Origin of the sequence: Corynebacterium uberis (genome assembly GCF_020616335.1) — a bacterium.
Lineage (GTDB): Bacteria > Actinomycetota > Actinomycetes > Mycobacteriales > Mycobacteriaceae > Corynebacterium > Corynebacterium uberis.
Window position 1 is genome coordinate 1,606,151 of the sequence record NZ_CP085051.1, and the last position, 12,984, is coordinate 1,619,134.

Consider the following 12,984-nt stretch of genomic DNA (forward strand, 5'->3'; position numbering starts at 1 on the left):
GGGGGTGCTTTCCAGAGCGGGAATGTGGGGTTACAGTCAATCGCTATGGTATTCGCCGTTGGCTGTTATGTGCTGTGGGGCTTGTTCCCCGCGTATTTTCCGTTGCTCAAGCCCGCCGATGGGTTGGAGATTTTGGCGCACCGGATTTTGTGGTCTGCGGTGGTCATGGTGGTGGTGCTCACGGTGACGCGCGGGTGGGCGCCGCTGCGGGCGGCGTCGGCACGCATGTGGGGGCTCATGGCGCTGTCGGGGCTGTTGGTGTCGGGCAATTGGCTGATCTATGTGCTGGCGATCAACGGTGGGCATGTGGCTGAGGCCGCGCTGGGATACTTTATTAATCCGCTGGTCAGCGTGGTGCTGGGGATCGTGTTCCTCAAAGAGCAGCTGCGCCGCGGCCAGCTCATCGCAGTGGGCATCGCCGGCGTTGCGGTCGGCTGGCTGACCATCGCGGGAGGCGCCCCGCCGATCATCGGGCTGGGGTTGGCACTGACCTTCGGCCTTTACGGGCTGCTAAAAAAGCGTATCGACGTCCCCGCTACCGCAGGGCTTGCCGCAGAAACGCTCTGCATGGCGCCCATTGCGGTGGTGTGGCTCGCCGTGACCACCGCCACCGGGGCGGCGACCTGGCACACCCACGGCGCCGGTCACGCCGCCTTGCTGCTCAGCAGCGGCGTGGTCACCGTGGTGCCCCTGCTGCTATTCGCCTATGGGGCTAAGGCCATCCCGCTGGCAACAATCGGGATGCTGCAGTACCTCACCCCCACCCTGCAGATGCTGTGGGCGGTGTTTGTGGTTCATGAGACCATCACCACCCAACGCTGGGTGGGTTTTGTGCTCATCTGGATTGCGGTGGGAGTCTTCCTTGCCGACACCCTGCGCGCCGCCCGCCACACCCGGCGCCACCAGCACCCGCACCCGGCGCAGCCGCTGGACGCGGCCTAGCCAACGGGCCTAGCCCCCTGGTCTAGCCAGCCGGTCTAGTCCAGGGGGCGCGCCTTAGTGATCGCCCTCAAAGGGCCACTGGGTGCCCACCTTGGTCACCGGGATGACCGGACGAATACCAAACTGCCCCCACGCACAATCCGGAGGCAGCACCTCCACCGCCGTCAGGTGCTTTTCTTCCCGCTGATTGAACTCGCGCAGCCGCTGGCCCGTATCGCGCACCACCACGGAGCTGATCTCGCCGGGCAGCTCCATGTCCGTGGGCGCCGTGGCGGTGGACTCCAGGCGTGCCGTCTGCCGGGCAAAGAGGTCCGCGCGCGTCGCCGGGGCCACCGGCTCCACCAGCGGGATGATGCGCAGGCCATCGACGACCACCGCGCTGACCCGCTCCAGAGAATCCAGCGCCTGGCCGGCCGCGGCGGGAGACATCGGCGCGGCGAACGTAACCAGCGCATAGGCGGGCTCGTTAGCCGGTGCCTGCGCCAGGGTTGCCGCCGCATGATCCTGATAGGAACGAATGTCCTGGTCTTGGGCCATGCCCACCGAATCACCGTTGAGGCGCTCCGGGCGGGAACCGGGATCAGCCAGCGAGGCCACCAAAACCAGGCCGATGAGCAGCACCACCACGCCCACGACAGGCAGCACGTGACGCCACCACGGCTGCTCTCCAGCAGCGGCGGGCTCGGGCGCGGCGGGTGCTGCCGCGGGTGCGGCGGCGGGTGCAGCGGCCCCCTGGGCTGCGGGCTCACTGCCCGGCAGGTCTTCTCGCTGTGGGTCCGTGTGGGTATCCGGCTGGGCGTCCCTCTGGGAGTCCGGGCGGTCCTGAGTCACTGATCAATCATCTCCAAGGCATGACGCAAATCATCGGGGTACGGGGCGGTGATTTCCATCCATCGGCCGTCGCCCGGATGGTGAAACCCCAGTCTTACCGCATGTAACCACTGGCGTACCAGGCCCAGCCGCTCCGAGAGCGCTGGGTCCGCACCGTACATGGGGTCGCCGCAGCAGGGGTGCTTGATGGCGGCCATGTGCACCCGAATCTGGTGGGTGCGCCCGGTTTCCAGGTGCACCTCAAGCAGGGTGGCCTCCCGGAACGCCTCAATGGTCTGGTAGTGCGTGACCGCCGGCTTTCCGCCGGTGGTTACTGCGAAGCGCCACCCTGCGGACGGGTGGCGCCCGATGGGCGCGTCGATGGTGCCGCTAAACGGGTCGGGGTGGCCTTGCACCAACGCATGGTAGGTCTTGTCCACGCTGCGTTCCTTGAAGGCGCGTTTGAGGGTGGAGTAGCCGCGCTCTGATGCGGCGACGACCATCACCCCGGAGGTCCCCACGTCCAGGCGCTGGACAATCCCCTTGCGCTCCGGGGGGCCCGAGGTGGAGATCCGGAAACCCGCCCCGGCTAGCCCGCCGACTACGGTCGGCCCCTCCCAGCCCACCGTCGGATGCGCCGCCACCCCGACGGGTTTGTTCACCGCGATGACGTCTTCATCCGCATACAGGATGTCCATGCCCTCGATTTGCTCTGCGCGTGGAGTCAGGTCCGGGCGCGGATCCGGCAGCGTCACCTCCAGCAGCGCCCCGTCCATCAGCCGTGCGGATTTGCCCACGGGATGGCCGTCAACAAGAACCGCCCCAGATTCCGCCAAGTCCGCCACTGCGGAACGCGAAATCCCCAAAAGTTTGGCCAGGGCAGCATCCACCCGCATGCCTGCCAGTCCCTCAGGCACCGGCAGCCTCTTACATTCGCCCATGAGCTTCCACCTCCTGGTTCATCGATCTATCGCGGATCCTCCACACTCGCCCGGCGCTCCGGCTGCGCACCCGGCCGCCTTCGCCTGCTGCGTCGCCGACCTGCGATCCTGTGCCGATCCTGCGCGGCTCCAGCGCGCTACTGCTCCGGGTGCTGCGCGGGATGGTCTCCCGGGCGGCTCCCAGGCTGGCCTCCAGGCTGCTCCTCAGCACGGGAGTCAGGACTATCCGTTGCCCGGGCGCGCACCTCTTGGAGCACCATTCCCACCAGAAACGCAATCACGCCCACAGTAATCGCAGCATCTGCGATATTAAACACCGCAAAACGCCCGATGGAGATGAAATCCACCACGTGGCCCAAGAAAAATTGCGGCGGGCGGGTCAGGCGGTCCACCAGGTTTCCGGCCGCTCCCCCGCCGATGAGCGCCAGTCCGGTGGCCGTCCACGGGTCCTTCACCCGGGGCGCATACACCATCACGCCGACCAGAAACGCCAGCTGGAAACAGGTAAAAAGCCAGGTAGATCCCTGCCCCATGGAGAAGGCGGCGCCGGGGTTAAACACCAACAGCAGGCGCGCCCAGTCCCCGACCACGGGCACTGGCACCCCGGGGGTGAGGTGGGCAACCACCGCGTGCTTGGCGGCCTGGTCAATCGCGGCCAGGGCCACGATGAGGGCAAACATGGCGGGCCAGTATCGGCGTGCGGGTTGGTTCACGCTTCCCTATCTTTCCCCATCGCCGACCGGGGTGGGGCAGGCGGCCCGGGAAAGTCCCGGTAGATTGTAGGCGTGAGCGAGTTGCCTACGCCCCCCATGCCCCGTTTTTCCGCCCGCGCTACCGGCCGCAGGTTTGCCGCGTTGACCGTGCCTGGCCGGCGCGGCCACGCCTGGCGCGTCCTTGCCTGCACGGTGGCATGCGTGCCCATCTGCGCGATGGGCGCCTGTTCTGTTCATACTTCGCAGTCGCAGAGCTCGTCGAGCGAGTCTTCTATTGCGGTGGAGCAGGCCGTGGCCATGCAGGTTGATGCCGCGAAGGTGACGGTGTCTCAGCCTGGTGCCCAGCCGCAGTCGGTTCTGGCTTTTTCTGCCCCGACGGGCGACGATGAGCCCGAGCCCCGAACGACCACCGTCACGGTGGGCAGCGGGTTGGACCAGCACGTCGCCGAGGCGGCCGCGGTCAAGGCTACTGCCCCGGATGCGCCGTCCGGCCCCGTGGAGCGGGTCACCCTGCCGCTGTCTACGCAGGTGGTGCAGCCAACTGATGAGGAGCGCGACGCCGCGGCCTCGGACCCGGCGCCGGAGCGTGCGGTAAAGATCCGGGTCGCCGACGGGGCGCCTGCTGCCGGCTTTGCCACCCGCTGGGTGCAGGCCCGCTCGGGGCAGGTTCAATCTGTCACCATGGCTGCACCGGTTGATGCGGCCGATAAGGATCGCTCGACAACAGAAAAGGCGCTGATGACGGTGCTGTCCATGCCGGTGATCTTCCCGGACCAGCCGATCGGGCCCGGGGCGACCTGGACGGTGGAGGCGCGGGTGACCGGGGAGTCGGCTTTGCTCCAGACCACGACCTTCACGCTCGTGGAGGCCCCGCGCGACGGCCAGGTGAAGGTCCAGGTCTCGGTTTCGCAGCGCCCGACCATCGGAGCGTTGGATATCGGTGCCGCGTTGGGCGATGAGAAGGCGGGCAGCCTGGAGGTGTTGTCTTCTTCTACCACCGGCGGCGGGGTGCTCACGGTGGATACGGCCGGCGGGGTTCCGGTCTCCGGTGCGGTGTCCTTTGTCACCCGTGTGGTCTATGGGCATGATGGCTCCCCGACGCGGGTGGTTCAGGATGCCGCAACGTCGCTGGAATACCACTCTTAACACGGGGCGTCAGGGCGCGGCCGCGGCGGGCACACTAGGGTGAAAAAGGTATGGGGCGGCCCGCGCCCCTGTGTGTTTCCCGCTGCCTAGGAAGATCTCTCATGCCTGCGCCCCATCATCTCAAGCTTGATCGGGTTAGCTTTTCTTACCCGGGCAAGCGCGTTCTTACTGACGTCAGCCTCACCGTGCCCGCCGGGGCGGTGGTGGGCTTGATCGGGGAAAACGGTTCCGGCAAGTCCACCTTGCTGGGGCTGATTGCCCGCGAGCATCGCCCGGATGCGGGGACGATCACCCGGCCGCCGGTCACGGGGTTTATCGCCCAGGAGACGGCGCTGCCGCACAGTGCTCCGGCACGGGAGCTTATCGACGCCGCCGTCGCCGAGCTGCGCGCAGTAGAGTCGCGCATCAGCGAGCTGTCCGCACTCATGGCGGCGGGCCAAGACGTCACCGCCGAGTTCGATGCGGCGTTGTCCTTTGCCACTGAGGCTGGGGTGTGGGAGCTGGATGCGCGCATCGCGGAGGTGCTTGCCGGGCTTTCGCTGGCCCACGTGTCGCTGTCTACCCCCTTGGGGCGCATGTCTGGGGGTCAGCGGCGTCGTTTTGCGCTCGCCACCGCGCTGCTGCGCCCGGCGGACGCGTTGGTGCTTGATGAGCCCACCAACCACCTCGATGACGCCGCCGTGGATTTCCTCTGCGAGCAGCTGCGCGACTTTTCCGGCCCCGTGTTGGTGGCCAGCCATGACCGCTATTTCCTGGACACCGTCGCCGATTCCGTGGTGGACTTGGACCCGGCCCTGACCGCGGAGGGCACGGCCACCGCCGAGGGCACCCCGCGCCAGGGCGCGGCGTTTGGGGGAGGTTTTTCGGACTACCTCAAGCAGCGCGCCCGCGCCCGGCAGCTGTGGAAGGAGCGCTTCAACGCCCAGGCCCAGCTGCGCGAGCGGCTGGAGTCGCGCGCCAGCCAGTCCAACGCGGACGTCTTTCACCATGACACCAGTAAGTCCGAGTCGAAGATTTCTACGAAGTTTTATGCGGATCGGGCTGCGAAGACGGTGGGCAACCGGGTGCGCTCCGCGCGGGCGCGCCTTGAGGAATTAGAGCGCGCAGCTCTACCGGCGCCGCCGGAGCCGCTGCGTTTCGCCGGGATTACTCCGCAGTCGGCGCTGGCAGCGCTGGGTGAGCCTGCCGTGCATCTGCGCGGGGTGGGGGTGCGCGGGCGGCTAGCCCCCGTGCATCTGAAGGTCCAGCCCGGCGAGCACGTTCTTATCGTGGGGCCCAACGGGGCCGGAAAGTCCACGCTCTTGGATGTTATTGAGGGACGCCTGGCACCGGATCAGGGCCAGGTGCGGGTGGCTGAGGATGTGCGCGTGGGCCGGTTGAGCCAGGACACAGTCTGGCCGGACCTTTCTTTAAGCGCCCGCCAGGTCGCCGGCAAGGCGGATCTGGTGGCGCTGGGGTTGCTCACGCCAGCGCAGGCAGACATGCCGCTGCGGGAGCTCTCCCTAGGCCAGCGCCAGCGTGTGGCGTTGGGTGCCCTGGTGGCCGCACCCCCTGACGTGCTCATCCTTGATGAGCCCACCAATCACCTTTCTTTGGCCCTCGCCGGGGAGCTCGAAGATGCGCTTGAGGATTTCCCCGGAACGGTGATCATGGCCACGCATGACAGGTGGATTCGCCGCCGCTGGACGCGACGGCGCAATTCGCGCGTGGTTCGCCTCGAACCCCTCTCCCCCGAGGGCCGCTGAGGCGCGCGCGAAGCGAGGTTTTCTTATTGTGCCGGGGCGTCATCCAGCGGCGCCGGGGCCGGGACAACCTCACCGACGGGAGGCAGATCCCCGGCCGGGGCGTTCTCGCCGCCTGCGGGCGGGACCGCAGCGCCGGGGGCACCTTCTGGGGCGCCCGGGGCCGGCTCTTCGGGGCCGCCTGCCGGGGCGGGAGCGGGCGGGACGATACCCGGCACCTCGGCGCACATCTGCGGCAGCTGGTCCGGAACAACCTGGGAGACCAGGGTACACGCCCAGTCCTTGGACAGCTTCCAGCGGTTGTCTTCGAAGACAAAGCGGACGTTATCGGCCTGCTGATCAGGCTGGTCGGGGCGGGTAAAGATGATGGTGGTGAGCACGGAGTTGGGCACCATGTCCGGCAGTACCGGGTCCACCACGTGGAAGTCTGCGCCAGATTCTTGCTTGGAGTGGGCCATGACCTCGAAGAGCTCGGGTGCGGTTTCGCCGCCCTGCACTGTGGCGAGCTTTTCCTCCAGGGGCCGGTTGGGGTCGGAGGCGATGGTCAAAATGTCATTAAGCTCCGCGGCGGCGGGCAGCGCGGCTGCGGCGGCTGCGGAGGTGGGCGCCTTCGAGTCCGCCGAGGAGGTGGCGGTCTCGGAGGAATCCGAGGAGCCATCCCCGGAGCAGGCAACCATGCCCAAGGCGAGGGCGGTGCTTGCAACGGCGGCTGCGGTGAATCTGGTCAGCTTCATGGTTCTCCTCATTTGTTCACCCAGTTCAAAGCGTGGGTTCGTAGCATTCATGACACGCCTAGCGTACCCGGATGATGTTACACGTGTTACTGATGTTGCTCATCCCGGGCTTTCGCCGCCACCTTCAACTCTGCGCATCCGCCGGGTGCTCCGCTGGGGGAACTTCGGCAGCACAATCGGCGTCCCGGGCCGCCAGCCAATCGGCCCAATCCAGGCTGTCGAGCGGGTCCGCCGCCACCAGGAGCGGATCTTTCTCGTCGAAGGTCAGCGTTCGCCCCGGCCCGGTTGATCGCGTTTCAAAGCGCACCGTGACCACGCCATGGCCGGCGCCCTGAATCCAGCCGTGGCCGTAGTCGGGATGCCACACATCCTGGGTAGCCTTCCTCGGCTCGGCGGCGTGCTCTGCGGGCGAGTGGGTGGTGGCTTCTACCACGGTCGGCTCTTCGTCGATGAGCGCACCCGAGACCCCGACCTCATAGTCCGCGTCGGCTGCCGGCGCCGGGCGTACCACGGCGTCGAGCTCTGGGAACAAGACATCCTGCCGGGCGGTCTCCAGTCCGGAAAAGCTCACGCCAACCAGCCGGATAGCGCCCACCTGCGCTGGGTAGCGCACCAGCTGGGCAGCCAGGGCCGACAGGGTGGCGGCATCGTCGGTGGCGTAGGGAAGCGTCGCCGAGCGCGATTCGATGTGAAAGTCTGCCATCCGCAGCTTCACGGAGACGGTGCGCGCCCCGCGGCCGTCGATAGTCAGGCGCCTGTGCGCATCCGCGGCCGCGCGCTCCAGTGCCGCATCCACCTGCGCGCGGGTGGTCAAATCCTGCGGGTAGGTGTGCTCCGCGGAGACCTGCTTGGCCTCCGCGCGGCGCTGCACCGGGCGATCATCGTGACCGCGCGCCAGCTCCCACAGCTGCACCCCCACCGTCGCCCCCAACAGCACCTCAACTTCCCGGCGCGTCAGCGCGGCCAAATCCCCGATTGTTTCCACCCCCGCCGAGCGCAGGCGCCCATGCGTGACCGGACCCACCCCCCACAACTTATTCACCGGCAGCGGGTGGAGCACCTCTAGCTGGCGGTCCGCGGGCAGCACAAACGTGCCATCCGGCTTGGCCTCCCCCGAGCCGATCTTTGCGTACTGCTTGCCGGAGCCTGCCCCCACGGACGCCGGCAGGCCCGTTTCTTTGCGGATCTGCGCGCGCAGCTCATCGGCCCACTGCCGGACCTCATCGACGCCGGCACCGAGCAGCTCGGCTGGCTCTACAAACGCCTCGTCGATGGAGAGCTGCTCAACCACCGGCGCGCACCGCTGCACCACCTCAAAGACGCGTTGCGACGCCGCCGCATACACCGGCCTGCGCGGGGCCACCACCACCGCCCCGTAGCCCACCAGCGCCATCGCGCGATGCGTGGGCATGGCAGAACGCGCCCCAAAACGCCGCGCCTCATAGGACGCCCCGGCGACGACTCCCCGCCCGGAGACGCCCGCCACCAGCACCGGGCGGCCCCGCAGGGTAGGTCGGGTCAACTGTTCGCAGGATGCGAAAAACGCATCCATGTCCACATGTAAGACCCAACGCTGCATACCCACCAGGGTATCTATCCGCGCGGCACCCGTCCCCACTGACCGGTGGCGTCACGCAGGAAGTCATAGCGCTGCCGGCCGGCTGCCACCTGCTCGGCGGCGGACGCATCCGGTTCGTGCACCAGCTCCTGCGCCCGCGCCCACACCGGCGGCTCATCCTTGCCCGACAGCGCCCAGGCGGCCTGCCGGGCCGCCCCCAGGGCCACGTATTCAGCTGGGGCCGGAACCGCCACCGGGACGCCGAAGATCTCCGCGGCCACCTGCTGCAACGCCCCCGCCCGGGCGGCGCCACCGATGAGCAGGATACGCGTGGTCTCCACGCCGGTAGCTGCCTCTAGTGCCGCGACGGCGTCGCGAAGCGAATGCACCACCCCTTCTACCGCCGCGCGCGCCACGTCCTCGCGGGAGGTCGCCGTGGTCAGCCCATTGAGCACCCCTTGTGCATCGGGGCGATTGGGGGTGCGCTCCCCATCAAAATAGGGCAACAGCGTCACCCCATGCGCCCCCGGAACCGACTGGAGCGCCAGCTCCGACAGGCCCGCATGATCCACGCCGAGCAGGCGCGCCGCAAAGTCGAGCACCCGTGCCCCGTTGAGCGTGCACGCCAGGGGCAGGTAGCCGCCCGTCGCATCACAAAAGCCGGCCACCAGGCCGGAGCCATCGTGCACCGGCTGCGCCACGGCGGCGCTGGCCACCCCCGAGGTGCCAATGGACACGCACACCTCGCCGGGGCGCAAGCCCAACCCCAGCGCGGCGGCCGCATTGTCACCGGTGCCCGCAGCCACCGCCACGCCACCACTGGTAGTGCCCACAACCTCGGCGGGCTCAGCGATGCGCGGCAGCGCAATGTCATGGCCCACAAACTGCGCCGCCAACTCCGGCAGGAAGGCGCGCTGCGTGGTGGAGTAATAGCCGGTCCCGGAGGCATCGCCGTGATCGGTGGTCAGCTCGTCTCGCCCGGTCAACTGCCAGGTCAGGTAGTCATGGGGCAGCGCAACCGACGCGGTCGCCTGCGCGTGGTCCGGCTCATTGTCGCGCAGCCACGCCAGCTTGCTGCCGGTAAAGGAAGCCACCATGACAGAGCCGATCTCCTGAGCGCAGGCCTGCGGGCCGCCCAGCTGCGCCACGATGTCCTGCGCCTGCGGGGCCGAGGACGTGTCATTCCACAGCATCGCCGGGCGCACCACCGCGCCGTCCCGGTCGAGGGCCACCATGCCGTGCTGCTGGCCGGCCACGGCGACGGCATCGGCACGCTCGATCAGGCCGGAACACACCTCATCCAGGGCATCGACCCAGGCCTGCGGGTCAACCTGGGTGCCGTCCGGATGACTTGCCCGAGCCTGCGTGACGACGGTGCCGGAGGAGGCGTCGACAAGCACCGCCTTGCACGACTGGGTGGAGGAATCAATACCAAGAACGAGGCTCACAATCACAGTCTCCTGACTAACAAAGGCTTCAAGAACACAAACGCTTACAACACAATGGGTCCGGCGACAGTAGGTTCCGGAGGAGCCTGCGCCGCCACGAGGTGAATACGCGCACCACTGGCCTGCAGCATCTTCGCCGCCGCCGGGGAGAGCTGGGAGTCCACCACAATGTCATCAAAATCCGCCAGCGCGGCCACCCGGTGAACGCCCAGCGCATCAAACTTCGATGAATCAAAAACCAACACCTTGCGCTGCCCCAAGGCAACACACGAACGCTTAGTCAACGCGGCATCCTCATCCGGGTGATACAACGCCCCACCACGCACGCTGGTAGTAGACACCACAGAGACATCCGCGCTCAGCGTGCGCATCTGCGCGCACGTGGACTGCCCCAAGAAAGAATCCGTGGCCGGCACATAACGCCCACCCAACCCAATGAGCGTCAAGTCCGGGTGACTGCGCCCCAGCTCAACAATCAACTCCAAAGAATGCGTAATCACCGCCCCCGGATCACGCCTGGCCAACCGATACCCCACCGCAGCCACCGTGGTGGAATCATCCAAAGCCACCACCTCGCCCGGATGCACCAACCCCAGCACCACCTCTGCCAGGTCCGCCTTGAGGGCCACGTTGGTCAACCGCCGCACAGCGACGTCACGCTCCGTCATCTGTGTGCCAATCGCCCGGGCCCCGCCGCGCACCCGCTCGATCAGACCCCGGTGCGCCAAGGCGTCAAGGTCCCGGTGAATAGTCATCGCGGAGACTTCCAGGTCCGCGGCGAGCTCATCAATGCGCACCGCACCCTCCTGGCCGACCCGCGCCACGATTGCCGCCTGGCGCGCCTCCGGCCCGGCGACGCGGCGCGGCGGGGTGGCCGGGGCGTGCGACGTCGCGGTTGGGTCTTGCGGTGTGGCTGGACCGTGCGGTGTGGCTGGGTCTTTTGCTGCGGGAGAGCCGTGCGGCGTGGCCGAATGCTGCGGCTCAGCGATGGGGCGGGCAGAACTAGACACGGGGATCACCTTTCAACCGGTGAGTGAGAAACACGGTGGGGGCTGGGTTTGGCGGAGATTCCGCGGCAAGCCGGTGGCAGCTGCGCGGCACGTCGGCGCTGTTCCGGCACTGTTCCGGCGGTGCCTCGACAGGATTGCGCGAGCACCTCCGCAACACACAACTCAACAACCACGTGTGAAATATAGCCCATTTTATAACACGCTGGTGTGACATGTGGCCATTGTCACCCCCGCGAGGAGGCTGAAAGATGGCTGCCCGGGCCCTCCACCCCACAGGCTCATCCCGCCCCACGCCCCTCCATACCCCCCGCATGGGGGTAATTCCCCACCCGGCGCGGCGGGTGGGGACCTGCACTTTTCCGCCGCCATGACCCAAAGCAACATTTTCTCACGCGAAACTGTTGACTTCTGTTAATTTCACGTTAGATCATGGACGCCATGCCCGTCTGGGCAAACACACCTGAGGACAGCTAACAGCGCCGCCACATGCTTGGCACTCCCCTGCTCGCAGCCACCTTGGCGTGTGCCCCTTGTCAGCTTCCTCCTGGAAACGAGGTTGTCACCCGTGTCCCAGCATTCCTTGACCGAGCGCCTCGGCATCCCCAGACCACTGATCTGGGGATTCGTGGGCCTGACGGTCTTCATGATCGGCGACGGCATTGAGACCAACATCCTGGAGCCTTTCCTTGAAGACGATCACGGCTTCAGCGTGGACCAGGCCGCCGCCGTGGTCACTGTCTACGGCATCGCCGTCGCCATCGCCGCCTTCTTCGCCGCCGCACTGTCTGACCTGTGGGGGCCGCGCAAAGTAATGATGCTCGGCGCCGCCGTGTGGGTCTGCTTTGAGGTCGGTTTCCTGGCCCTGGCGCTGACCTCCGATCAACGGTGGATGATCTTCTTGTTCTACGGCCTGCGGGGATTTGGCTACCCGTTCTTTGCCTACGGCTTCCTGGTGTGGATTACCGCCACGGCCTCGCCGCGCAACCTGGCCAGTGGCGTGGGCTGGTTCTACGTGGCCTTTTCTGCGGGCTTGCCCACGCTCGGCGCGCTGGTGGCCACCGTCTCCCTCAACCGCTTCCACCTGACCTATTACGAGACGCTGTGGTTGTCCCTGGTGGTGGTCTCCATCGGCGCACTCATCGCCTTTGTTGGGGTGCGCGAGCGCATCGGGCGCGGCCCGCTGGTGGAGGATTCCAGCGACGTCACCGCCACCCTCGCACGCGGTTTCAAGCTGCTGGCCACCGATCGGCGCGCCCGCTTTGTCACCTACATCCGCACCATCAACTCCATGCCCACCTACGCCATGGCGATCTTCTTCCCGCCCTACTTCGCGGAGGTCCTGCACTGGCCGCGCGCCTGGTTCCTCCTGCTGACCACGGTCATCTACGCGGTGAATCTGCCGTTCAACCCCATCTTTGGGCGCGTCGGCGACCGCTTCGGCTGGTGGCGCACGATGGTGTGGGCGGGCCCGGTGAGCTGCTTTTTCACGTTGGGTCTGGTCTATTTCACCCCAAAGATGGCCTTGGCCGCGGGGGCTTCAGACCACCTGGCCTACGGGCTGACCTTGATTGCCGGCGCACTGTTCGGCGTGGCACTGGCTGGATATGTGCCGCTTTCTCCCATCGCGGTGTCGCTGGATCCCACCCACCCGGGCGCGGCGATGTCTACCTACAACCTGGGTGTGGGGGCGGCCGTCGCGGCGGGTCCCCTGCTGGTCTACGTCTTCCATCCGCTGCTGGGGCCCACCGGGCTGATCCTGATCATGATGGGGCTTTTTGTCCTCGCCGGCATGATGTGCCTGGCATTCAAGGGTTTGCAGCCCGGCTTCGATGGGGTGCCGCCGCTGACCAACGAGCATGCCGAGGCCGCCCCGCAGGCTCTCAACCCCGACGCTGCCACGGCAGCATCTGCTTCCACACGTTCATCCTAAGGAGTGGTTT

General features: G+C 67.2%; 11 protein-coding genes. 4 read left to right on the plus strand and 7 right to left on the minus strand.

Features of this window, described 5'->3' with window-relative positions; translation table 11 throughout:
• Positions 1-45 precede the first annotated feature (45 nt).
• Positions 46-942, plus strand: coding sequence for an EamA family transporter RarD (rarD, locus tag LH390_RS07440; protein ID WP_227281911.1), 897 nt, complete (start codon positions 46-48; stop codon positions 940-942).
• A gap of 54 nt (positions 943-996) precedes the next feature.
• On the opposite strand, the gene LH390_RS07445 is transcribed toward rarD, so the two are convergent.
• The 3 genes from LH390_RS07445 to lspA all read right to left on the minus strand — a co-directional run bounded on the left by LH390_RS07445 (position 997) and on the right by lspA (position 3,406).
• Positions 997-1,773, minus strand: a complete 777-nt coding sequence (locus tag LH390_RS07445; RefSeq protein WP_227281910.1) for a hypothetical protein — start codon at positions 1,771-1,773, stop codon at positions 997-999.
• Positions 1,770-2,693, minus strand: a complete 924-nt coding sequence (locus LH390_RS07450) for an RluA family pseudouridine synthase (protein ID WP_227281909.1) — start codon at positions 2,691-2,693, stop codon at positions 1,770-1,772. The genes LH390_RS07445 and LH390_RS07450 overlap by 4 nt, the downstream gene beginning before the upstream one ends.
• Before the next feature lie 137 nt (positions 2,694-2,830).
• Positions 2,831-3,406 carry a signal peptidase II gene (gene lspA, locus LH390_RS07455; RefSeq protein ID WP_399524416.1) on the minus strand — a complete coding sequence of 192 codons (576 nt, stop codon included), beginning with the start codon at positions 3,404-3,406 and terminating at the stop codon, positions 2,831-2,833.
• Positions 3,407-3,502: 96 nt separating this feature from the next.
• Here lspA and LH390_RS07460 point away from each other — a divergent pair, with 96 nt between their 5' ends.
• Both LH390_RS07460 and LH390_RS07465 read left to right on the plus strand, forming a co-directional pair.
• Entirely contained in the window at positions 3,503-4,552 is a 1,050-nt protein-coding gene (locus tag LH390_RS07460) for a hypothetical protein (protein ID WP_227281908.1), read from the plus strand.
• Between the two features lie 101 nt (positions 4,553-4,653).
• Positions 4,654-6,297 (plus strand): ABC-F family ATP-binding cassette domain-containing protein, encoded by a 1,644-nt coding sequence (locus LH390_RS07465; RefSeq protein ID WP_227281907.1) that lies wholly within the window; start codon positions 4,654-4,656, stop codon positions 6,295-6,297.
• Positions 6,298-6,320: 23 nt separating this feature from the next.
• Here the strand turns inward: LH390_RS07465 and LH390_RS07470 are convergent, their stop codons facing one another.
• The 4 genes from LH390_RS07470 to LH390_RS07485 form a co-directional block, all read right to left on the minus strand.
• Entirely contained in the window at positions 6,321-7,028 is a 708-nt protein-coding gene (locus LH390_RS07470) for a WKL family lipoprotein (protein WP_227281906.1), read from the minus strand.
• A gap of 124 nt (positions 7,029-7,152) precedes the next feature.
• Positions 7,153-8,607, minus strand: a complete 1,455-nt coding sequence (locus LH390_RS07475; protein WP_227337360.1) for a DNA polymerase IV — start codon at positions 8,605-8,607, stop codon at positions 7,153-7,155.
• A gap of 14 nt (positions 8,608-8,621) precedes the next feature.
• A complete protein-coding gene (xylB, locus tag LH390_RS07480) occupies positions 8,622-10,034 on the minus strand; it encodes a xylulokinase (protein WP_227337361.1) in 1,413 nt (470 codons plus the stop codon).
• A gap of 44 nt (positions 10,035-10,078) precedes the next feature.
• Positions 10,079-11,044: a DeoR/GlpR family DNA-binding transcription regulator gene (locus LH390_RS07485; RefSeq protein WP_227281903.1), complete on the minus strand. Its 966-nt coding sequence runs from the start codon at positions 11,042-11,044 to the stop codon at positions 10,079-10,081.
• Positions 11,045-11,609: 565 nt separating this feature from the next.
• On the opposite strand from LH390_RS07485, the gene LH390_RS07490 reads away from it, so the two are divergent.
• Positions 11,610-12,974 carry an RbtT/DalT/CsbX family MFS transporter gene (locus LH390_RS07490; protein ID WP_227281902.1) on the plus strand — a complete coding sequence of 455 codons (1,365 nt, stop codon included), beginning with the start codon at positions 11,610-11,612 and terminating at the stop codon, positions 12,972-12,974.
• The last annotated feature ends 10 nt before the right edge of the window (positions 12,975-12,984 follow it).

Excerpts from the sequence above, each read along its gene's own strand:
- rarD (WP_227281911.1), top strand. The coding sequence starts at position 46 with ATGGTATTCGCCGTTGGCTGTTATGTGCTGTGGGGCTTGTTCCCCGCG.
- LH390_RS07450 (WP_227281909.1), bottom strand. The coding sequence starts at position 2,693 with ATGGGCGAATGTAAGAGGCTGCCGGTGCCTGAGGGACTGGCAGGCATG.
- LH390_RS07460 (WP_227281908.1), top strand. The coding sequence starts at position 3,503 with ATGCCCCGTTTTTCCGCCCGCGCTACCGGCCGCAGGTTTGCCGCGTTG.
- LH390_RS07465 (WP_227281907.1), top strand. The coding sequence starts at position 4,654 with ATGCCTGCGCCCCATCATCTCAAGCTTGATCGGGTTAGCTTTTCTTAC.
- LH390_RS07470 (WP_227281906.1), bottom strand. The coding sequence starts at position 7,028 with ATGAAGCTGACCAGATTCACCGCAGCCGCCGTTGCAAGCACCGCCCTC.
- LH390_RS07475 (WP_227337360.1), bottom strand. The coding sequence starts at position 8,607 with ATGCAGCGTTGGGTCTTACATGTGGACATGGATGCGTTTTTCGCATCC.